The following is a 19,789-nucleotide window of genomic DNA, read 5'->3' as shown; positions in this document are numbered from 1 at the left end:
CCATTACACCGAAAGGACGATGCTGTTATGAAAGGCATCCACGAACACGACAACACCTTCCCGGAACATGGTTCCGGACTCCCCGAGCACGGCCACGGAAGAGGTCGCTTCAACCGAGGCAAAGGGCGCCGCGGTCCCCACGGACACGGCGGGCCCGGCTTCGGACCCGGCGGTTTCGGTCCTGGCTTCGGCCCCGGCGGCTTCGGACCCAGGGGCTTCGGTCCCGGTGGCGGGCGAAGGGCAAACCGCGGCGACGTCAGGGCAGCCATCCTGTCACTGCTGGCTGAGTCTCCGTCCAACGGCTATGGGCTGATCAAGACGATTGCGGAGAAGACGTCCGGAACATGGCGTCCCAGCCCCGGATCCGTCTACCCCACGTTGCAGCAGTTGGTTGATGAAGAGCTCATCACAGCGGTGGGCGAAGGGCGCCGCACGGAATTCACCTTGACCGACGACGGGCGCGCCTACGTTGCCGAGCATGAAGAAGAACTCGCCAACGCCTGGAACACCGAGGCCGACGGAAACATGCAGGAGTTCCACCAAAGCATCGGAAAACTGATGGGCGTCGTCCACCAGTTCCGTGCCGCAGCAACCGACGAACAGCGGAGGGCAGCGATCGAAAAGCTCGATGAAACCCGCCGTGCGCTCTACCTGATCCTGGCTGACTAAATCCCCCATCCACCCTTGACCTTGACGTAACGTCAACCATTACTGTCAAAGGACAAGCCAGGAACGAGAGGGCCAGGACGGAGGACCCATGGACTGGTCGATCCAGGAAATCGCCAAGATGGCAGGGACCACCAGCCGCACGCTGCGTCACTACGACGACATTGGGCTGCTCAAGCCAAGCCGGACCGGTCATAACGGTTACCGCTATTACGACGGTCCGGCCTTGGTGCAGCTCCAGCGGATCCTCCTGCTCCGGGAACTTGGGCTCGGTTTGCCTGCGATTGCCGATGTGCTTGCCCGGGAGACCGACACCGTCAAGGCGTTGAGCGGCCATCTGGAATGGCTTGGTCAGGAGCAGGACCGCCTGGCGCGGCAAATCGCGTCGGTGCGGCAAACCATTGAGACATTAAAGGGGGATGGAAATTACATGGCACAGGACATGTTCGACGGCTTCGACCACACTCAGTACAAGGACGAAGTAGAGGAGCGCTGGGGCAAGGAAGCGTACGCCACAAGTGACGCTTGGTGGCGCGGCATGAGCGCCGAAGAAAAGCAGGCGTGGAAGGACCGCTCCCGGAAGCTCGGGAGCGACTGGATCGCCGCCGCCGAATCCGGCGTCGCGCCGGATAGCGCCGAAGCACAAGAACTGGCAAAACGGCACGTCGAATGGCTCCGCGGAATCCCCGGCACACCATCCGCCACACCCGATGGGGACGTGAAAGGGTACGTCACGGGCCTCGGCGAGATGTACGTTGCCGACCCTCGATTTGCCGCCAACTATGGCGGAGAGTCAGGAGCTACGTTCGTTCGGGATACCCTGCGGGTTTACGCCGAGGCGAACCTGTAGGCAGCCGGGATGCGCCGATCCGGGTTAGGCAATAGTCTGGCCGAATGGGTACAAGCACCGTAAAGGCCGGCGAACAGGCTGACAGGCAGACACGCATTCTCGAAGCGGCCCTGGAACTACTGTCCCGCCACGGCATTTCCGGTATCAACATGCGCGCCGTGGCGCGTGAAGCCGGCGTCGCACTCGGGCTCGTGAACTATTACTACGAAGACAAATCGAGTTTGATCCGTGCGGTGCTGCACCAAATTGAACAGCACGACCTCATGCTGGTGGAGCCGGCGCCGGCCTCAAGCCCGGACGAGGAACTCCGAAAGGCACTTCGGCGCGTTGCGGACCCCGAACTCCTGACTACGCGGTACCTGTCCCTTCGCCTCCACCTGTGGGCTCTCGCCCAGGCTCATGAGGACTTTGCGCAGATCAACGCCGCCGCGTTTGATGGGTATCTCCAGGGCCTCGCGACCCTGATAGGGAATGCGATGTCCGGGCTGTCCCCGGAAGAATGCAAGGATCGGGCAGCCGACATCGTCGTAGTGCAAAACGGCATGTGGCTCACCACGCTCCTGGGCATAGACAAGGCTGCCATCGAGAGAGGCATTGCCCGCACAGAGCAGATCGCTTTCGCGCCTTCGCGGGACAACGACCGGCGGTGATGCGGCCGACCAACCGACATGGGCAGTAGGACTATGTGCCCTTCCGCCCTTGATCTGCGGTGGCGTAATTTCAAGCCCATGAAGACGCGGAAAGAAGGCGCCAACTGGAAGGTCGCTCCTTCGACGCGCTTGGGTTGGTGGGCTCTCTGGCTCGCAGCCGCCGTCGTCTTATACCCCCTGTACTGGAGCATCCTGCTCATCCTCCCCTCAGCTGCGGGACCGTGGGTGGGAGTGGTCCTGGCAATCCTTGCCATTGCGGCCATCTCTGCTGGATGCATAGCTGTTTTCCGGCGCCGGGACCGGAGTCGGCTGCTGCTCGCTGTCCTGATGCTGTTGGTCGTCTCTGCCATGTTCTTCATCGGCGGCGAGTTTCTGTTCCCGCATTAATATGAACGGCTCAATATGAACGGCGCCGAAAGCTGGACCATGCCGCGCTCGCCGTCATGGCATGCGCGCGAAGACCCGGCACACGGCGAGGCTAAACCAGAGCTGAAGGTCATGGAATCTGTCTCGGAGCAGGTGGCCGGCGAAGAGGCCGCTCGGCTCTTGGCGGTCAGCAAGCCAGTCCCGCGCCCGGTCGGTTTTCTTCGTCGTTAGCTCGGGTTGGATGTTGCTTATGGAATCGAGGGCGGAGACGAGATCGGTCATCCAGAAGGGGAAGCTGAATTCGGTCCAGTCGGCGATCCTCCCTTTGTCCCGGTAGGCGTCAGGCTCGAAGAAACGACTCGCCAGCAGTTCCGATGCCTTCCTCGCGGAGGGGCCCGAGCGGTGCCGGGGATGTGCCGCGTAGGCCCTGAGCACAACGCCTGTGATGAGGTGCGAGAACGGCCGGGTCGGATCCGGGGCAATAGTGGACGACTGGTCCAAGGCATCGAGGTTTCTTCCCCGCGTACGCAGTGGTAGGGCCCATCCGCCGTCGTCCTGTCGAGCGGACTCGAGCCACGCGAACGCGAGGTCAACCCTGGGGTCGTCCGTGTACCCGGCCTTGACAAGGAGTTCGATAAAGCCCGCGGTGTAGTTGGGGGAGTATTGGTTTCCGTAGATTCCCCGCAGGTCGCCTTCGGGTGTCTGATGGGACAAGACGTATTGGGCTGCTGCCGCAAGGGCGGGGTGCTCGCGCGTGAGTCCGAACATCTCCACCAGGAATCCGAGATTCCGGTAGGTCTCGAGCAGGTCGTAGTCTGTCCGGGAGCGGGGCCGCCTGCCCGGGTAGGGCCACGACCCGTCTGGGCCCTGATGCCGCATGATGCGCCGGGGAATGGGGAGATCCCAGAGGGCGGTCTCTGCCGTGCCAGCGGAACCCTGCAGGAACTCCCGCTCGGCCCAGTAGCGGACGGCCGGGTGCCCGCTGGACACCAGCGGGGCGATCGGGTCAAAACGGAGGCCATTAAGCCAAGTCATGTCCACCATCATGCCGCCATCACCAAAACGCAGCTACCATTCTTGAACATTTGTTCATACTGACTCTTGAACAGATGTTCAAGATCAACTAATCTGCAACGTATGACCCAAGCCACATTCTCCGATTCCGCATCCACTCTTTTCATCAACGGCTCGTGGGAGCCGGCTGCATCCGGCGCAGTCCGTCAAATCCACAACCCGGCCGACGGCGAACTGGTCGCCACAGTGTCCGAGGCCGGTCGAGAAGATGCCGAGCGCGCCATTTCTGCCGCTCGTGCAGCCTTTGACTCCGGCGTCTGGTCTTCAGTCCCCGCTCCCGAACGCGGCGCGTTCCTGCTGAAGGTCGCCGCAGAACTGCGCGAACGCCGGGAGAAGTTCGCCCGTGCCGAATCGCTGGACACCGGCAAGCGAATCATCGAAAGCCGCATCGACATCGACGACATCGCTGCCTGCTTCGAATACTTCGGAAGGCTCGCAGGGCAGTCCGCGGGCCGGGTAGTCGATGCCGGGGACAACGCCGTCGCCAGCAAAATCGTCTACGAGCCCGTTGGCGTCTGTGGCTTGATCACGCCGTGGAACTACCCGCTGCTGCAGGCCGCTTGGAAGATCGCACCCGCGCTGGCGGCTGGCTGCACCTTCGTCCTCAAGCCCGCCGAGCTGACCCCGTCCACGGCAATCCTTGCCATGCAGTTGCTCAAGGACCTTGGCCTGCCGGACGGCGTCGCCAACCTTCTCACCGGACCCGGCCGCAAGGTGGGCGCACCGCTCACCGAACACCCCGAGGTCGACCTCGTTTCCTTCACGGGCGGCTTGGAAACCGGCAAGCGCATCGCTGCTGCCGCTGCCGCTACGGTCAAGAAGGTCGCGCTTGAACTCGGCGGCAAGAACCCCAACGTCATTTTCGCGGACGCCGACTTCGACGCCGCCGTCGACAACGCCCTCAACGGCGCCTTCCTCCACTCAGGCCAGGTCTGCTCCGCTGGGGCACGACTGGTGGTGGAGGAATCCATCGCCGAGCGCTTCGTTGACGAGCTGGTCCGCAGGGCAAAGGACATCCGCCTTGGTGGCCCGTTCGATGAGGCCGCCGAAACCGGCCCGCTCATTTCCGCCGAACACCGCGACAAAGTCCACGAGTACGTCCAGCGTGGCGTGGCGGAAGGTGCGCGGTTGCGGTGCGGCGGCGCGGCCCCTGAAGGGGAGAAGTACGACGCCGGTTATTACTACCAGCCGACCATCCTGGACCGCGTCCAACGGGGAATGTCAGTGGTCGTCGACGAAGCCTTCGGCCCGGTAGTAACGGTGGAAACCTTCCGCACTGAAGACGAAGCCGTAGCCACCGCGAACGACACCATCTACGGACTGGCCGGCGCCGTCTGGACCCAGGATGCAGGCAAGGCGCAGCGGGTAGCAGGCCGGCTGCGGCACGGCACCGTTTGGATCAACGACTACCACCCCTACCTTCCACAAGCCGAATGGGGCGGCTTCGGCCAGTCCGGCGTCGGCCGCGAGCTCGGTCCCACCGGACTCGCTGAATACCAGGAGGCCAAGCACATCTACCAGAACACCAACCCGCAGGTAACCGGCTGGTTCGCTGACCGCAGCAAGGAGAAATAGATGCACACCGACAACATCGAGAACCTCAATGACCGAGGGTTCGACTACGTCGTCATCGGCGGCGGCTCTGCCGGAGCCGCTGTAGCCGCCCGACTGAGCGAGGATCCTTCCGTTTCCGTGGCGCTGGTTGAAGCCGGTCCGGATGACCGCGGCCTTCCAGAGATACTGCAGCTTGACCGCTGGATGGAACTGCTGGAGTCGGGATACGACTGGGACTACCCGATCGAGCCGCAGGAAAACGGCAACTCGTTCATGCGCCACTCGCGCGCCAAGGTCATGGGCGGCTGCTCAAGCCACAACTCCTGCATCGCCTTCTGGGCCCCGCGCGAAGACCTTGACGAGTGGGAGGCCAAGTACGGGGCCACCGGATGGAACGCTGCCACCGCCTGGCCGCTGTACCAGCGGCTGGAGACCAACGAGGACGCCGGCCCGGACGCACCCCACCATGGTGACTCGGGACCGGTGCACCTGATGAACGTACCCCCGGCGGACCCCGCCGGCGTTGCACTCCTTGATGCCTGCGAAGAAGCCGGCATCCCGCGCACGAAGTTCAACACAGGCGCAACCGTGGTCAACGGTGCCAACTTTTTCCAGATCAACCGCCGTTCGGACGGAACGCGTTCCTCCAGCTCGGTGTCCTATATCCACCCCATTGTCGATCGCGAAAACTTTACACTGCTGACCGGCCTGCGGGCCCGCCAACTGGTGTTCGACGCGGACAAGCGTTGCATCGGTGTCGACGTCGTGGATTCTGCCTTTGGCCGGACGCGCCGCCTCTCAGCGCATCATGAGGTCATCCTGTCCACCGGCGCCATCGACTCGCCCAAGCTCCTCATGCTCTCCGGCATCGGCCCGGCGGCGCACCTCGAGCAGCACGGCATCGAGGTCCTGGTCGATTCCCCCGGCGTCGGCGAGCACCTGCAGGACCACCCTGAAGGCGTGGTGCAGTTCGAGGCCAAGCAGCCCATGGTGCAGACATCCACCCAGTGGTGGGAGATCGGCATCTTCACTCCCACCGAAGAGGGTTTGGACCGCCCGGACCTGATGATGCACTACGGCTCTGTCCCGTTCGACATGAACACCCTGCGGTACGGCTACCCCACAACGGAGAACGGCTTCAGCCTCACGCCGAACGTCACCCACGCCCGTTCACGCGGGACCGTCCGGCTGCGCAGCCGTGACTTCCGCGATAAGCCCATGGTCGACCCCCGGTACTTCACCGATCCGGAGGGGCACGACATGCGCGTTATGGTTGCCGGGATCCGCAAGGCCCGGGAGATCGCCGCGCAGCCGGCCATGGCTGAGTGGACCGGCCGGGAGCTCTCCCCTGGCATCGAGGCACAGACCGACGAGGAACTGCAGGACTACATCCGCAAGACGCACAACACCGTCTACCACCCGGTGGGTACGGTCCGCATGGGGCCAGTGGACGACCAGCTGTCACCGCTGGATCCCGAGCTACGTGTCAAGGGCGTTACCGGCCTGCGCGTGGCCGACGCCTCTGTCATGCCTGAACACGTCACGGTAAACCCCAACATCACCGTCATGATGATCGGCGAGCGGTGCGCGGACCTCATCCGGGCCAGCCGGACGGATGAAACAACGACGGCGGAGGCGGACTTCAGCTTGTCCCTTGCCTGAGCAGGCGATCGCCGCTGAACGGAAACACCGGTGAAGGGTGCCCGCACCCCCACCGGCGTTTTTCGTGCCCTCGCGGGCAATCAGGGGCTGGAAATGCGCACGCATTATTCTTGAACATTTGTTCATGCGCAAGTCTTGAACGCCTGTTCAATCTGAACTAATCTGCTTCTTATGACCCACGCCACACCCAAACGGTTGCGGCTTGGCGGGCATGGACCGGACTTCGACTACATCGAGGTCCAGCAAGCCACGCAACAACAATGGGGGAAACAGCCGGAGGCACACAGTGGTGCCCGGCCTTTTGATTTCGACTGCGTCCAATGGCGGCCGCAGGTCATCACCATTCGTGCATGTCTGAGTTAGGAGTTCCGAATGTTAGAACCCAGCAAAATAGGACCCAGCAAGAGCGATACAAGCGGCATGGACGAGTTTGGCTACGCCCAAACCCTCGACCGCAGCATCGGTAAGTTTGCCAGCTTCGCCGCCGGCGTCAGCTACATCTCCATCCTCACCGGCGTTTTCCAACTTTTCTACTTTGGCTTTTCCACGGCTGGACCCGCCTACGCGTGGTCGTGGCCCATCGTCTTTGTCGGCCAATTGATGGTCGCCTTGTGTTTCGCGGAACTGGCGGGGCGGTACCCCGTGGCAGGATCTGTCTACAACTGGGCCAAGCGGCTCTCGACCGGAACCTGGGCCTGGCTGGCAGGGTGGTTGCTGTTGCTTTCCTCGATCATGGCTCTGGGGTCCGTTGCCTTGGCCCTTCAAATCACCTTGCCGCAGATCTGGAGCGGCTTCCAGCTTGTGGGCGATGGAACAGGTCCCTACGACTTCGCCGTCAACGGCGTCATCCTCGCCAGCATCATGATCGGCATTTCCACACTCATCAACGCATTCGGCGTGAAACTCATGACCATGATCAACAGCGTGGGCGTGTTCGTGGAACTGGTTGCGGCCGTCCTGCTGATCGCGGCGCTGATATGGCATAGCGTACGGGGACCGGAGGTCCTCCTGGACACCGCCGGATTCGGTGAAGAACATCCCCTGGGCTTCTTCGGAGTGTTCATGATTGCCGCCATGGCTTCCGGCTACGTCATGTACGGGTTCGACACGGCCAGTTCCCTGGGCGAGGAAACCAAAGACCCCAAGCGCACGGCTCCCAAGGCCATCCTGCGCGCCGTGACCGCGTCATTCCTCTTGGGGGGACTGCTCCTCCTGGGCGGGATCCTGGCCGCGCCCGACCTGTCCGATCCCAAGCTCGGTGCTGCCGATGGTGGACTCCAGTACATCGTGCTTTCCGTGCTGGGCGGCCCCTTCGGCAAGGCCTTCCTGGTTTGCATCGTGGTGGCAGTGATCGTCTGCACGCTTGCCGTCCATGCAGCAGCTATCCGGATGATGTTTGCCATGGCCAGGGACAACAACCTTCCCTTCAGCCGCCAGCTCAGCAAAGTGCACCCTACCCGGAAAACCCCCACAGTGGCTGCCATCGTTATCGGTGTAGTGGCTGTGATTCCGCTGATCGTTAACATCTCCCAGCCGGCCATCTTCACCATTCTCTCCAGCATCAGCATCGTCCTGATCTACCTCTCCTACCTGCTGGTGACGGTACCGATGCTGCGGCGCCGGTTCCTGAAGAAGTGGCCCCTGAAGGACGACGGGTCAGAACCGGGGTTCAGCCTCGGCAAATGGGGGCTGCCCGTGAACATCCTGGCAGTGCTCTGGGGTGGTGCCATGACAGTGAACCTGATCTGGCCACGGCCGGAGATTTACAACTCGGTGCCGCCGTTCGAGTGGTACCTGCAGTGGGGCGGCGTCATGTTTGTTGCCGCGGTAGTCATCGGCGGAACGCTCCTTTACCGCCTCCGCATCAGGCACCGGACAGGAGTCCTGGCCGAGCACGCCGCGGTGGCCCCGACCCCGGAACCGGAGCCCGCCCAAGTCGTAGTCCAAAGTTCGTAGCAGTCACGTCAGCAGTTCCCCAACGAGCATCCCTCCGCCAGCGTTCCACCGGCGGAGGGATGCTTTTTGGTTGTTGCCTCAGACGAAGGCGGACTTCCCCGTTACCGCCCTGGCCACGATCATCGAGTTGATCTCATAGCTGCCCTCGTAGGTGTACAGGATTTCGGCGTCGCCAAAAAGTTTGCCCATCTCGTAATCCGTGGTGATGCCATTTCCGCCCATCAAGGATCGGCCCATGGCCACGGACGAGCGCGCCAAACGCGTTGTGGTCGCTTTGCACATCGCTGCCTGCACCATTTCCAGTTTCCCGGCTTGTTGGATGCGTGCGAGTTCCACCATCATGGACAGTGAAGCGTTGGCGTTGCCCAGGATGTCCGCGAGTTGCTGCTGGATGAGCTGGAAGCGGGCCAATTCCTTGCCGAACTGCTTGCGTTCCAGGGCGTAGGACCGGGCAATATCGAAGGCCGCCAACTGGATGCCCGCGGCCTGCCAACCAACCCAGGCCCGCGAATCCCTCAACAGGTCATTGGCCCGCGAGAACGCCGTAGCTCCGGGCAGCAGGTTATCCAAAGGAATACGGACTTCGTTCAACGTGATGTCCGCATTCTGCATGATGCGGAGGCCGATCTTGTTGGTGATCTTAGTGGCTGAATAGCCGGCCCGGTCAGTCTCCACAATGAAACCCTTGATCTGGTGATCGGACACGTCACGCGCCCACACCAAGGCAAAGTCGGCGATCGTGCCGGCCCCGATCCAGCGCTTGGCACCGTTGATGACCCATTCGCCGCCGTCGCGCCGCGCCGTCGTCGAGAGTCCTCCGGCAATGTCCGAGCCGTGATCCGGTTCCGTGAGCGCGAAAGCACCCAATTGCGTGAAGGCCTCCAGTCCGGGCAGCCACTTTTGCTTCTGTTCGGAAGAGCCGAGCTCATGGATCATCCCGACGATGAGCTCGTTGTGGATGCCCACGAGCGCGGACAGCGAGACGTCGGCGCGAGCTACCTCGGTGTACATGAGGCCCTTGAATAGCTTGGAGGAGCCATCGGTCTGCAGTCCGCCGAGCCCGAACGCGGCCATCTCGGCCAGGAGCCCGAAGGGGAACTCTTCCCGATTCCAGTATTCGATGCTGGCAGCCCGGATCCGCGCCTGGAGGAACTCCCGCACCTCCAGGTACCGCGCACGCTCCCTCGGGGGAAGCAGGTCCACCACATGCATAAGGTCCGCCTCCGGATAAGGAGGCAGGATACTTTCTGTCAGTGCGCCGCTGGTAGCGGTTCCGGCAGCTGCTTTTTCGTCGAGCATTTGACCCCTTCGTCATGTCCAACGCAGGCTCTTCCAAACCCTTGGATGTCCTAGTATATTGCAAGGTGATGAGGATCACTAGGCGGGATGCTCCGGCGACGACGCCAAGGCAAGATCCCCCAGCGAAAGGTGGACTATGACAGTCACAGAAGACTTCCGCGCGGCCCGGGACCGGCTGCTGGAACTGCGTGAGGACTACAAGCAGGCGCACAGCGAATTCGAATGGCCACGGTTCGAGGAGTTCAACTTTGCCCTGGACTGGTTTGACCACATCGCGGCGGATCCCGAACGCGGCAACAAGCCCGCATTGGTCATCGTTGAGCAGGATGGCAGTTCCACACGGCGCACCTTTGCGGACCTTTCGCAACGATCCTCCCAACTCGCCAACTGGCTGCGCGGCCGGGGCGTGAAGCGCGGCGACCATATGATCATCATGCTCGGCAACCAAGTGGAGCTATGGGAGCTCATGCTGGCGGGCATCAAGCTGGGCATCGTCATGATCCCCACCACCACGCTCATGGGCGCCCGGGATCTGCAGGACCGCGTCGAGCGGGGCGGGGCCAACTGGGTGGCCGTGGGCAGTGCCAACATCGGCAAGTTCGCGGACGTCGCTGGTGATTACACGCTGATTGAGGTCGGGGCGGACCGCGCCAACGCCCAGGCGCTCCAGTACGCGGATTCGTACGACGCCGGCACGAACTTCACGCCCGATGCCCCCACCCGCGCAGACGAGACACTGCTGCTCTACTTCACGTCAGGCACCACCTCCCGCGCCAAACTCGTGGAGCACACGCACACGTCCTACCCCGTTGGCCACCTCTCCACGATGTATTGGATTGGCCTTGAACCCGGCGACGTGCACCTCAACGTTGCCTCACCCGGTTGGGCAAAGCACGCCTGGTCCAACGTTTTCACGCCGTGGATCGCCGAGGCCTGCGTCTTCATCTACAACTACCAACGCTTCGACGCCGCCGCCCTCATGGACCAAATGGGCCGCGAAGGAGTCACGAGTTTCTGCGCGCCGCCCACCGTCTGGCGCATGCTCATCCAGGCAGACCTCACGCAGTTGACCGCGCCGCCGCACAAAGTGGTGTCCGCCGGCGAACCGCTCAATGCCGAGGTCATCGGCCAGGTGGAGGAAGCGTGGGGCGTCACAATCCGCGACGGTTTCGGCCAGACGGAATCCACGGTGCAGATCGCCAATACGCCGGCCCAGTCGGTAAAGATCGGTTCCATGGGCCGGCCGCTGCCTGGGTACGACGTCGTCCTCGTCGATCCTCTCACCGGCGAGGAAGCCGACGACGGCGAGCTCTGCCTGCGCCTGGACCCCCGCCCCGTGGGGCTCATGAAAAGCTACTTCGGCGACGAAGCCAAGACGGCCGAGGCGTTCCGCGACGGTTATTACCACACCGGCGACATGGCCAGCCGTGACGCTGACGGCGTCATCACCTATGTCGGCCGGGATGACGACGTTTTCAAGTCCTCCGACTACCGATTGTCGCCTTTCGAGCTTGAAAGCGTACTGATCGAACACCCCGCAGTGGCGGAGGCCGCCGTCGTACCCTCCCCGGACCCGGTAAAGCTGTCGGTGCCGAAGGCGTTCGTGGTGCTCGCCGCCGGCTACGAACCCGGGCCCGCTGTTGCGGAGGACATCCTGCGATACTGCCGCCAGCACCTGGCGCCCTTCAAACGGATCCGGCGACTCGAATTTGGTGAACTGCCCAAGACCATTTCAGGCAAGATCAGGCGAGTTGAACTGCGTGGAACAGAAGTGGCGAGGCACGGTGCCGGACCACTGCCGGCAGGCCTGGGCTTGGAGTATTCAGAGGAAGAGTTCCCGAATCTGAGAGACTAGCCTACCGAGCAACGAAGGAGGCCCATGGGCACCCCACTCCCCCGCGACCCCATCGCCGACGCCCAACGCAACTGGGAACGGCATGGCTGGGGCGATGTCGCCGCGCCCATGGCTGCCATCACCGCGATCATGCGCACCCAGCAGATCCTGCTTGCACGCATCGAGACGGTCCTCAAACCGTTCGGGCTGACCTTCGCACGCTACGAACTCCTCGCCCTACTGAGTTTCGCTCGCAGCGGCGCGCTCCCCATGAACAAGGCGAGCGCGCTCCTGCAGGTGCATCCCACCTCGGTGACCAACGCCGTCGACCGTCTTGAAAAGGCCGCACTCGTGGCCCGTTCGCCACACCCCACCGACGGCCGCACCACCCTGATCGAGCTCACCGCCGAGGGCCGCACCCTCGCCAAGAAGGCGACGGCGGCACTCAACTCCGAGGTTTTCGGCAAGTCAGGCTTCGGGCCCGACGACGTCGATCACCTTATCCGGGTTCTTGGCACTTTCCGCCGGGACGCCGGGGACTTCACAGAGGAGTGACCAACGCGGGAGTGACCCAGCGCGGGAGTGACTCAAAGCGCTAACGGTTGTATCCTAAAGCTCCATTGCCGCAGTGGGGGTGGAGCATGGCCAAGGACCAGGGACAGCGCCGCAGCGTTCTTCTGCGCCCTCTCCTCGCGGCCATGCTGGGGTCATCCGCCGTGATGCTGTGGCTGACCGCGCCTTCGGCAGCCGCGGCGGATATCGTGCCCGTAATACCTCCGCTACCCAGCGGCACCACGACGCTCACGCAGACCCTGCAGGCGCCCTCGATCACATCCGTAGCCGATGCTGCGGACTCAGTGGCCTCCACTCTGGATCCGTTGCCGGAGGTTCCCACGCTGCCTGAGGCTCCCACGGTTCCCGCGCTACCGACGGTGACCGTCCCCCAAGTTCCGGGCGTCCCCCAGGTTCCGGGCGTCCCCCAAGTTCCGGGCGTCCCCCAGGTTCCGGTCGTCGGCCAGGTTCCCGAGGTACAGAAACTTCCTGTGGTGGAGGATGTTCTGGAGCTCCTGCCCGAAGTCACCGACGTGCTCCCCTTACCCGAAGTGCCCGGCTTACCCGAAGTGCCCGGCTTACCCGAAGTGCCCGGCTTACCCGAAGTGCCTGCGCTCCCGGAAGTGCCCGGCTTACCCGAGGCGCCCGACTTGCCGGGGCTTACTGCCCCTCCGCTTCCTCCGCTACCGGGCAGCACTCCGAACCCGCTCGACGGCGTCGCCCCGCCTGAGGTATCAACCTCCCCTGCAGCCACAACTTCGCCAGCAGGGGCTCCGACGCTGCCACTCGCCGTCGTACTCCAAACCACGCAAGCAGCGGCGCCTCTGTTTGGAGGCCCCAGCGTCCCGCAGCCCTTACCGACTTTTGATCCAGCAGGTGTTCCGCCCGCCGCGATGCTCGCACCCGGCAGCCCGGTTCCCGGCGCGCCGCTTCATCCGGTACCGACGCCAAGCACCACAGGCGTATCCGGAGCGGGCGGCTCAAACACTTCGGCCCCCGGGGCGTCCGACATCCCGGACGTCCTCTCACCGCTGCCGCCTCCGAGAGCCGGTCCAGTGACGGACCCGCAGCGAACGGCATCACCACAACCTTCGTTCGATCCAGGGTCCCGACCTGACTGATGCGGTGGCTCCTGCTTTGGCAGGCACCACCACCTGCGCCAACCGACGCAGGCATAAGACATCAGTCAGGAGGCACCCATGCTTCGCAAAATCCAGGTCCCCGTCCGCAACCACGCAAAGGCATCCGCCAGCCGACGTATCGGCTTTTGGCCCGACTTGGTCGGCAACTGGCCGGACCCGATGCACGCGGAAAGGAGCCGGATAGTCTGCTGAGGGGCGGCACACCGCCCAAGAAACATAAACGACGCCGGCCGGATAGTCAGTCTGACTGTCCGGCCGGCGTCGTGTTGGCCGAAGGCGCACATTTCCGCCAAGGCTACATGAGCTCCCAGAACCCATTTCGGAGCGAGCTATGGATGCCTGAGCCGGCGACATCTGTCGCGTCATGCAGCCGCAGCCACCACCGGCGGCTGCTAGGCTCCGTTTCTGAACTTCCAGGAGGAAACACCGTGGGCTTTGCCGAAGAACTCAGAAACAACTGCGCCGCAGATTGGTACGCCGCCGTCAATCATCCGTTCGTGGATAAGCTCTTGGACGGCAGCCTTCCGGATGATGAACTCCGCCACTACCTCGTACAGGATTATCAGTTCTGCGACGCCTTCGTTGCGCTGCTTGGACAGGCTGTTGCCTCGGCACCCTCGCTGCCTTCACGGTTGGTGTTCGCACGGGTGCTCGGGGCTTTCGCTTCGGATGAGAACACGTACTTCCAAGACTGCTTCGACGAACTGTCGGTTCCCGAACCTGACCGGAGCGCGCCGGCACTGGGTCCCGTGACGCGCGACTTCGACGCCCTCATGCGCAGCGCCCTGGCTACGGGCGCTTACCCGGACGTCCTGGCTGTGCTGCTCGTGGCGGAGTGGCTCTACGGAGACTGGGCAGCGCGGGCTGGCGACGCCTCCACGTGGCCGGCCCAAACAAAGCACTCCGAGTGGATCCGCCTGCACAACAACCCCGAATACAACGCGTGGGTGCAATGGTTGCGGGCAGAGTTCAACGCCGCCGAACCCAGCAACCCGGAAGATCGAAACAGGGTCGCCGAGACGTTCTATGAGGCCGTGCGGCTGGAGCGCGAATTCTTCGACGCGGCTGTGCTGCCTACGGCGGTCCGCTAGCCCTTCTTCCGGGCTTTGTTGTTCAGTTCCCTGAGCTCCAGAAGTGGCGGGTCATGCGCCGCGGGAGCCTACGCCGGGAAGCGTCGGGCGACAACCCCGGCGAGGTGGATACTTTCAGCGGCGTCTGGGCAGGCGGCGGTGGTCTCCCCCAAATCAGTCCAGTGCCAGCTGTCCAGGCAGTCGTCGTTATTGCAGAATTGCCACGTCATTTGCGTCTCTCAGTCATAGCCGTGTTGGTGTCCTTATATAGGACGAGCCAACAGCCGGGTCATGACGGGAAAAACGCAGGAAATTATTGCGAGGCGAGTGTGAACGCGTAAATGATCGCAGAGACCAACGCGAACGATGCGATAGCGTAGCCGATTGCCAGGGCGGTGATCGCCAGACCCCTGCCCCGCTCGGTTCCCTGCTGGATCTGGGTGAGGGCTACATGGCCCGCGCCCACCACAAAGACGGCTATGACGGCCATTCCGGAGAGGAACAGGCCGGCAACTGCTACTGCGGCCATCGCCACCGCCACAAGTGCCAAACGGTTGATCGGCTGGACGGGTGCCTGTGTCTGAGTGGTCTCAGTGTTCTGCACGGACATGATCTCTCCCCCATTGGTTAGTGCCCCGAGTCTATCCGGGTGGCACACGATTCCTCGTTGCGGGGCCCACTCTGCGCGCTTCGCGTCGGATATGACGCGCAGAGCAGGCCCCACAACGCAAGAACACCTAGCGGTGCTTGAACTCGGGCTGCCGCTTCCCGCTGAACGCGGCCATGCCTTCCTTCTGGTCTTCGGTGGCGAACAGTGAGTGGAACACCCGCCGTTCGAAAAGCACGCCCTGCGCCAGGCCCATTTCAAACGCGGCGTTGACGGCTTCCTTGGCCACCATGGCTGCGGGCTTGGACTTGGAAGCGATAACGTCAGCGGCTTTCACGGCCTCGTCAATCACTTCTGCTGCCGGGACAATCCGGGAGACAAGTCCGGAGCGTTCAGCTTCCTCGGCGTCCATGAAACGGCCTGTGAGGACCATGTCCATCGCTTTGGCCTTACCCACGGCACGCGTGAGCCGCTGCGAGCCGCCCATGCCTGGGATGACACCCAGGTTGATTTCCGGTTGGCCGAACTTGGCATTATCCCCGGCAATGATGAAGTCCGCCATCATCGCCAGTTCGCAACCTCCGCCGAGGGCAAAGCCGGAGACGGCAGCGATGACGGGGATGCGGAGTCGGGTGAGGTCCTCCCAGCGGCGGAACCAGTCCGCCGCATACATTTCCATGTAGCTCTTGGAGGACATCTCCTTGATGTCTGCACCTGCCGCGAACGCCTTGGCGGATCCCGTGATCACCACGGCACCAATCCCAGGATCGGTGTCCATCGCCGTCACGGCGTCCACCAGTTCGTTCATGAGTGCGGTGTTCAGCGCATTCAACGCTTCCGGCCGGTTCAACGTCACCAAACCTACGCGGCCCCGACGTTCCACCAGGATGTTTCCGTACTGCTCCGTCATTCTCTCCCTCTCACTCAACGTCGTCATATACAGAATCTCTCACGCAGACTTGTCGCGTATGTCCGTGATGATGCCTGAGAAGTCACGTCCGGCACCCTCCCCGGCCGCGAAGGCATCGTAGATACGTGAAGCAAGCGGCCCCATTTCCGCAGCAACGCCGGTGCTTTCCAAGGCATTGACGGCCAGCCTCAGGTCCTTGGCCATCAGCGCCCCGGCAAAGCCTGGCTGGTAGTCGCGGTTTGCCGGGCTGGTGGGCACGGGACCGGGAACCGGACAGTTGGTGGTCAGTGCCCAGCACTGGCCGGAAGCATTGGAAGCGACGTCGAAGAGTGCCTGATGCGTGAGTCCAAGTTTCTCCCCGAGCACGAAGGCCTCGGCAACAGCAATCATGGACACGCCCAGGATCATGTTGTTGCAAACCTTGGCTGCTTGCCCGGCACCGTGATCGCCGCAGTGAACGATCCTCTTGCCCATGAGTTCCAAGATGGGTTTGACGGTCTCGAAATCCTCCGGCAAGGCCCCCACCATAAAGGTCAAGGTGGCGGCTTCGGCGCCCACTACACCGCCGGAAACCGGGGCATCCACTGAACGATGGCCCGCTTCCACAGCAATGACGGCGGCCTCCCGGGCCTCGTCAACGTTGATGGTGGAGCAATCCAGGAACAAGGTATTCGGCCCGGCAACAGACAGCAGCCCGGGCCCGTCAACCCCGCGGTACGCGTCCAACACGTGCTTGCCGCTGGGCAACATCGTCAACACCACGGCTGCGCCGTCCACGGCTTCCTGGGCCGTGGATGCCATGGGAATACCGTGAGCCTTGGCGGCCTCGACGGCGGCTGGCACGGGGTCATAACCGATCACGTCGTGTCCGGCTTTGATCAGGTTGGCCGCCATGGGTCCGCCCATATGGCCGAGTCCGAGGAAAGCGATGAGTCCGGTTGCCGATGCTGCGTTCTCTGTCATGTCGTCTCCTTCAACTGGCTAACAAACTGGCTGGACAGGCGGGTGGACAAGATGGGTCACGTGGCGTCAGCGCCCAAGGCGGCGAGGCCCAACTCGCGCTCACCGAGCGAGGCAAAGTAGCCCTCGACGTCGGACTCGTGCACGTCAGCCAAAGTGGGAGGCTTCCATTGCGGGTTCCGGTCCTTGTCCACTACCTGGGCGCGGATCCCCTCCCGGAAATCGGGCCCGGCCAGGCAGCGCAGTCCCACCCGGTACTCCTGGTCCAGCGCTTCCTCCAGCGACATCCCCCGCACGCGCCGCAAGGACTCCAAAGTGACCTTCACGGAGGTAGGCGACTTCGAATCAATCGTGTCGGCCGCGGCAACTGCCTCCGCCCCGAGGGAACGCAAACTCCGCACAATTTCCTCCGCATCGTCATAGGCGTATGCGGCATCGATCCACTCCCGCTGGCCCGCCAGGGCCGAGTCCGGCGCCGCTTGGGCAAAACGCTCGACGGCGGCCTCCGCCGTCGAGCTTTCCAACGCCTCTGCCAGCGCGGGGAGGCTTTCGGACGGCACGAAGTGGTCCGCGAGTCCAAGGAACAAGGCATCCGCCCCGGAGAGATGGGCGCCCGTCAGTGCCGCATGGGTTCCCGTCTCCCCCGGCGAGCGGGACAGCAAAAAGGTGCCGCCGACGTCGGGCACGAATCCAATGGTGGTCTCGGGCATGCCGGTGCGCGTCCGCTCAGTGACTACGCGGAACGAGCCGTGCGCCGAAATCCCCACGCCGCCACCCAGCACCAGCCCATCCATGAAAGCGACATAAGGCTTTGGATACCGGGCAATGCGTGAGTTCAGCCGGTACTCGTCGGCCCAAAACTCCGCCGTTTCCTGACCGCCATGCAACATGTCCTTGTAGATGGCCACGATGTCCCCGCCGGCACACAGCCCACGGTCGCCGGCGCCGCGCACCAGGATGGTTGCCACTGCGTCGTCGTCAGCCCAGGCAGCCAACTGCTGGAGCATGGCTTTCACCATTCCCGCGCTGAGGGCGTTGACTGCCCGGGGCCGGTTGAGCGTCACGATGCCAAGATGACCGCGGCGCTCGAAGAGAACTTCGTCCGCGTCCACGGCCTCCATCAGCTGCCCGCCGGCATGATGAAGCTGGCGCCCTGGCGAATGCCGGAAGGCCACCGCGACGTCACCGTCTTGGTCTTGGTGTAGAAGCGGAAGGCGTCGGCGCCGTGCTGGTTGAGGTCGCCGAACCCGGAGGCCTTCCAGCCGCCGAACGTGTAGTACGCGATCGGCACGGGAATGGGCACGTTGATGCCCACCATGCCCACCTCGACGCGGCTGGCGAAGTCGCGGGCGGAGTCGCCGTCGCGGGTGAAAATTGCGACGCCGTTGCCAAACTCGTGCTCGCTGCAGAGCCTGAGCGCTTCGTCGTAGTCAGCCGCGCGCAGCACGCTGAGGACGGGACCGAAGATCTCTTCCTTGTAGATTTTCATGTCCTTGGTGACGTTGTCGAAGAGCGTGGGACCAACCCAGAAGCCGCCATCGTAACCGTCCACTGTGAGCCCACGGCCGTCGGTGACCAGCGTTGCCCCTTCGTCCACGCCGGACTGGATGTAACCCTCGATCCGTTCCTTCGCTGAGGCAGCCACCACTGGCCCGAAGTCCGATTCCTTGTCCAGGCTGTGGCCCACCTTAAGGTCCTTGACGCGCTCGGTCAGCTTTGCCACCAGGGCATCGGCGGTTTCCTGGCCAACGGGCACCGCTACAGAGATGGCCATGCAGCGCTCGCCGGCGGAACCGTACCCGGCACCAATCAGGGCGTCGGCAGCCATGTCCAGATCGGCGTCGGGCATGATCACCATGTGGTTCTTCGCGCCGCCGAAGCACTGCGCGCGCTTGCCGTGCGCAGCCGCGGTGGCGTAAATGTACTGGGCGATCGGCGTGGAACCAACGAATCCAATGGCCTTGACCCGCGGGTCCTCAAGGAGGGCGTCGACGGCCTCCTTGTCACCGTTGATCACGTTGAAGACGCCGTTGGGAACACCGGCCTCGCTGTACAACTCGGCGAGCCGCAGCGGAACGGAGGGATCCCGCTCGGACGGCTTGAGGATGAACGCGTTACCGGCTGCGAGCGCGGGGCCCGACTTCCATAGCGGGATCATGGCGGGGAAGTTGAAAGGCGTGATGCCCGCGACTACGCCCAGCGGTTGGCGCAATGAGTGAACGTCAATGCCCTGCCCAGCGTTGTCCGAGAATTCGCCCTTGAGGAGGTGCGGTGCCCCTGCCGAGAATTCGACTACCTCGATCCCCCGCTGGATGTCACCCTTGGCATCGGCAAGCGTTTTTCCGTGTTCGGAGGACAGCAGCTTGGCGAGTTCGTCAATGTTCTCGTTCACCAGGTCCACAAACTTGAGCAGGATGCGTCCCCGGCGTTGGGGGTTCATCGCCGCCCATTCGAGTTGGCCCTTTTCGGCGTTTGCGACGGCGTTGCGGACCTCGTCCGCGTTGGCCAGCGGAAGCCGCGCCTGCACTTCACCCGTGCAGGGATCGTAGACATCGCTGAAGCGGCCGGACGTGCCTTCGATCCTCTGGCCGTCTACGTAATGTGAAAGCTCGCGCACCATGATGGAATGCTCCTTTG

At 63.3% G+C, this 19,789-nt stretch carries 19 protein-coding genes; 11 read left to right on the top strand and 8 right to left on the bottom strand.

Going from position 1 to position 19,789, the window contains the following annotated elements:
• Positions 1–27 precede the first annotated feature (27 nt).
• From ACZ5G6_RS02445 to ACZ5G6_RS02430, 4 genes are all read left to right on the top strand, one after another.
• Complete coding sequence (locus ACZ5G6_RS02445; RefSeq protein WP_223935615.1) at positions 28–669, top strand: PadR family transcriptional regulator; 642 nt, start codon at positions 28–30, stop codon at positions 667–669.
• 88 nt (positions 670–757) lie between these two features.
• Positions 758–1,516 (top strand): MerR family transcriptional regulator, encoded by a 759-nt coding sequence (locus tag ACZ5G6_RS02440; protein WP_223935614.1) that lies wholly within the window; start codon positions 758–760, stop codon positions 1,514–1,516.
• A 44-nt stretch (positions 1,517–1,560) separates the two neighbouring features.
• Entirely contained in the window at positions 1,561–2,166 is a 606-nt protein-coding gene (locus ACZ5G6_RS02435; protein WP_498689141.1) for a TetR/AcrR family transcriptional regulator, read from the top strand.
• A 78-nt stretch (positions 2,167–2,244) separates the two neighbouring features.
• Complete coding sequence (locus ACZ5G6_RS02430) at positions 2,245–2,553, top strand: hypothetical protein (RefSeq protein WP_223935612.1); 309 nt, start codon at positions 2,245–2,247, stop codon at positions 2,551–2,553.
• 54 nt (positions 2,554–2,607) lie between these two features.
• Here the strand turns inward: ACZ5G6_RS02430 and ACZ5G6_RS02425 are convergent, their stop codons facing one another.
• Complete coding sequence (locus tag ACZ5G6_RS02425; protein WP_223935611.1) at positions 2,608–3,567, bottom strand: prenyltransferase/squalene oxidase repeat-containing protein; 960 nt, start codon at positions 3,565–3,567, stop codon at positions 2,608–2,610.
• Between the two features lie 102 nt (positions 3,568–3,669).
• Between ACZ5G6_RS02425 and ACZ5G6_RS02420 the strand changes: the two genes are divergently transcribed.
• The 3 genes from ACZ5G6_RS02420 (at position 3,670) to ACZ5G6_RS02410 (ending at position 8,778) form a co-directional block, all read left to right on the top strand.
• Positions 3,670–5,181 (top strand): aldehyde dehydrogenase family protein, encoded by a 1,512-nt coding sequence (locus ACZ5G6_RS02420; RefSeq protein ID WP_498689138.1) that lies wholly within the window; start codon positions 3,670–3,672, stop codon positions 5,179–5,181.
• Positions 5,182–6,822, top strand: a complete 1,641-nt coding sequence (locus ACZ5G6_RS02415; RefSeq protein WP_498689136.1) for a GMC family oxidoreductase — start codon at positions 5,182–5,184, stop codon at positions 6,820–6,822.
• Positions 6,823–7,194: 372 nt separating this feature from the next.
• Complete coding sequence (locus tag ACZ5G6_RS02410) at positions 7,195–8,778, top strand: APC family permease (RefSeq protein ID WP_498689134.1); 1,584 nt, start codon at positions 7,195–7,197, stop codon at positions 8,776–8,778.
• A 78-nt stretch (positions 8,779–8,856) separates the two neighbouring features.
• Here the strand turns inward: ACZ5G6_RS02410 and ACZ5G6_RS02405 are convergent, their stop codons facing one another.
• Positions 8,857–10,077, bottom strand: a complete 1,221-nt coding sequence (locus tag ACZ5G6_RS02405) for an acyl-CoA dehydrogenase family protein (protein WP_498689132.1) — start codon at positions 10,075–10,077, stop codon at positions 8,857–8,859.
• Between the two features lie 136 nt (positions 10,078–10,213).
• Between ACZ5G6_RS02405 and ACZ5G6_RS02400 the strand changes: the two genes are divergently transcribed.
• From ACZ5G6_RS02400 to ACZ5G6_RS02385, 4 genes are all read left to right on the top strand, one after another.
• Entirely contained in the window at positions 10,214–11,932 is a 1,719-nt protein-coding gene (locus ACZ5G6_RS02400; protein ID WP_498689130.1) for an AMP-binding protein, read from the top strand.
• 24 nt (positions 11,933–11,956) lie between these two features.
• The gene (locus ACZ5G6_RS02395; protein ID WP_223935605.1) at positions 11,957–12,466 is read left to right on the top strand and encodes a MarR family winged helix-turn-helix transcriptional regulator; all 510 of its coding nucleotides are present in this window, start codon (positions 11,957–11,959) and stop codon (positions 12,464–12,466) included.
• A gap of 86 nt (positions 12,467–12,552) precedes the next feature.
• Positions 12,553–13,584, top strand: coding sequence for a hypothetical protein (locus ACZ5G6_RS02390; protein WP_498689127.1), 1,032 nt, complete (start codon positions 12,553–12,555; stop codon positions 13,582–13,584).
• A 449-nt stretch (positions 13,585–14,033) separates the two neighbouring features.
• Positions 14,034–14,696, top strand: coding sequence for a TenA family protein (locus ACZ5G6_RS02385; protein ID WP_498689125.1), 663 nt, complete (start codon positions 14,034–14,036; stop codon positions 14,694–14,696).
• Between the two features lie 68 nt (positions 14,697–14,764).
• On the opposite strand, the gene ACZ5G6_RS02380 is transcribed toward ACZ5G6_RS02385, so the two are convergent.
• The 6 genes from ACZ5G6_RS02380 to ACZ5G6_RS02355 form a co-directional block, all read right to left on the bottom strand.
• Positions 14,765–14,905, bottom strand: coding sequence for a hypothetical protein (locus ACZ5G6_RS02380; protein WP_223935602.1), 141 nt, complete (start codon positions 14,903–14,905; stop codon positions 14,765–14,767).
• An 83-nt stretch (positions 14,906–14,988) separates the two neighbouring features.
• Positions 14,989–15,285 carry a DUF4190 domain-containing protein gene (locus ACZ5G6_RS02375; RefSeq protein WP_223935601.1) on the bottom strand — a complete coding sequence of 99 codons (297 nt, stop codon included), beginning with the start codon at positions 15,283–15,285 and terminating at the stop codon, positions 14,989–14,991.
• Positions 15,286–15,412: 127 nt separating this feature from the next.
• Positions 15,413–16,192, bottom strand: a complete 780-nt coding sequence (locus ACZ5G6_RS02370) for an enoyl-CoA hydratase (protein WP_223935600.1) — start codon at positions 16,190–16,192, stop codon at positions 15,413–15,415.
• Positions 16,193–16,231: 39 nt separating this feature from the next.
• Complete coding sequence (gene mmsB, locus ACZ5G6_RS02365; protein WP_223935599.1) at positions 16,232–17,155, bottom strand: 3-hydroxyisobutyrate dehydrogenase; 924 nt, start codon at positions 17,153–17,155, stop codon at positions 16,232–16,234.
• A 56-nt stretch (positions 17,156–17,211) separates the two neighbouring features.
• A complete protein-coding gene (locus tag ACZ5G6_RS02360) occupies positions 17,212–18,273 on the bottom strand; it encodes an enoyl-CoA hydratase/isomerase family protein (protein ID WP_498689122.1) in 1,062 nt (353 codons plus the stop codon).
• Complete coding sequence (locus ACZ5G6_RS02355; RefSeq protein ID WP_498689120.1) at positions 18,273–19,772, bottom strand: CoA-acylating methylmalonate-semialdehyde dehydrogenase; 1,500 nt, start codon at positions 19,770–19,772, stop codon at positions 18,273–18,275. Before ACZ5G6_RS02355 ends, ACZ5G6_RS02360 begins: the two co-directional genes overlap by 1 nt.
• Positions 19,773–19,789 lie beyond the last annotated feature (17 nt).

The sequence above is a fragment of the Arthrobacter sp. TmtSoilC51 genome (genome assembly GCF_055388015.1).
This window is presented reverse-complemented; position numbering and strand designations above follow the sequence as displayed.

Bases quoted from the DNA above. Each gene is read 5' to 3' on its own strand.
- ACZ5G6_RS02445 (WP_223935615.1), top strand. From the start codon at position 28: ATGAAAGGCATCCACGAACACGACAACACCTTCCCGGAACATGGTTCC.
- ACZ5G6_RS02440 (WP_223935614.1), top strand. From the start codon at position 758: ATGGACTGGTCGATCCAGGAAATCGCCAAGATGGCAGGGACCACCAGC.
- ACZ5G6_RS02435 (WP_498689141.1), top strand. From the start codon at position 1,561: ATGGGTACAAGCACCGTAAAGGCCGGCGAACAGGCTGACAGGCAGACA.
- ACZ5G6_RS02430 (WP_223935612.1), top strand. From the start codon at position 2,245: ATGAAGACGCGGAAAGAAGGCGCCAACTGGAAGGTCGCTCCTTCGACG.
- ACZ5G6_RS02425 (WP_223935611.1), bottom strand. From the start codon at position 3,567: ATGACTTGGCTTAATGGCCTCCGTTTTGACCCGATCGCCCCGCTGGTG.
- ACZ5G6_RS02420 (WP_498689138.1), top strand. From the start codon at position 3,670: ATGACCCAAGCCACATTCTCCGATTCCGCATCCACTCTTTTCATCAAC.
- ACZ5G6_RS02415 (WP_498689136.1), top strand. From the start codon at position 5,182: ATGCACACCGACAACATCGAGAACCTCAATGACCGAGGGTTCGACTAC.
- ACZ5G6_RS02410 (WP_498689134.1), top strand. From the start codon at position 7,195: ATGTTAGAACCCAGCAAAATAGGACCCAGCAAGAGCGATACAAGCGGC.
- ACZ5G6_RS02405 (WP_498689132.1), bottom strand. From the start codon at position 10,077: ATGCTCGACGAAAAAGCAGCTGCCGGAACCGCTACCAGCGGCGCACTG.
- ACZ5G6_RS02400 (WP_498689130.1), top strand. From the start codon at position 10,214: ATGACAGTCACAGAAGACTTCCGCGCGGCCCGGGACCGGCTGCTGGAA.
- ACZ5G6_RS02395 (WP_223935605.1), top strand. From the start codon at position 11,957: ATGGGCACCCCACTCCCCCGCGACCCCATCGCCGACGCCCAACGCAAC.
- ACZ5G6_RS02390 (WP_498689127.1), top strand. From the start codon at position 12,553: ATGGCCAAGGACCAGGGACAGCGCCGCAGCGTTCTTCTGCGCCCTCTC.
- ACZ5G6_RS02380 (WP_223935602.1), bottom strand. From the start codon at position 14,905: ATGACGTGGCAATTCTGCAATAACGACGACTGCCTGGACAGCTGGCAC.
- ACZ5G6_RS02375 (WP_223935601.1), bottom strand. From the start codon at position 15,285: ATGTCCGTGCAGAACACTGAGACCACTCAGACACAGGCACCCGTCCAG.
- ACZ5G6_RS02370 (WP_223935600.1), bottom strand. From the start codon at position 16,192: ATGACGGAGCAGTACGGAAACATCCTGGTGGAACGTCGGGGCCGCGTA.
- mmsB (WP_223935599.1), bottom strand. From the start codon at position 17,155: ATGACAGAGAACGCAGCATCGGCAACCGGACTCATCGCTTTCCTCGGA.
- ACZ5G6_RS02360 (WP_498689122.1), bottom strand. From the start codon at position 18,273: ATGGAGGCCGTGGACGCGGACGAAGTTCTCTTCGAGCGCCGCGGTCAT.
- ACZ5G6_RS02355 (WP_498689120.1), bottom strand. From the start codon at position 19,772: ATGGTGCGCGAGCTTTCACATTACGTAGACGGCCAGAGGATCGAAGGC.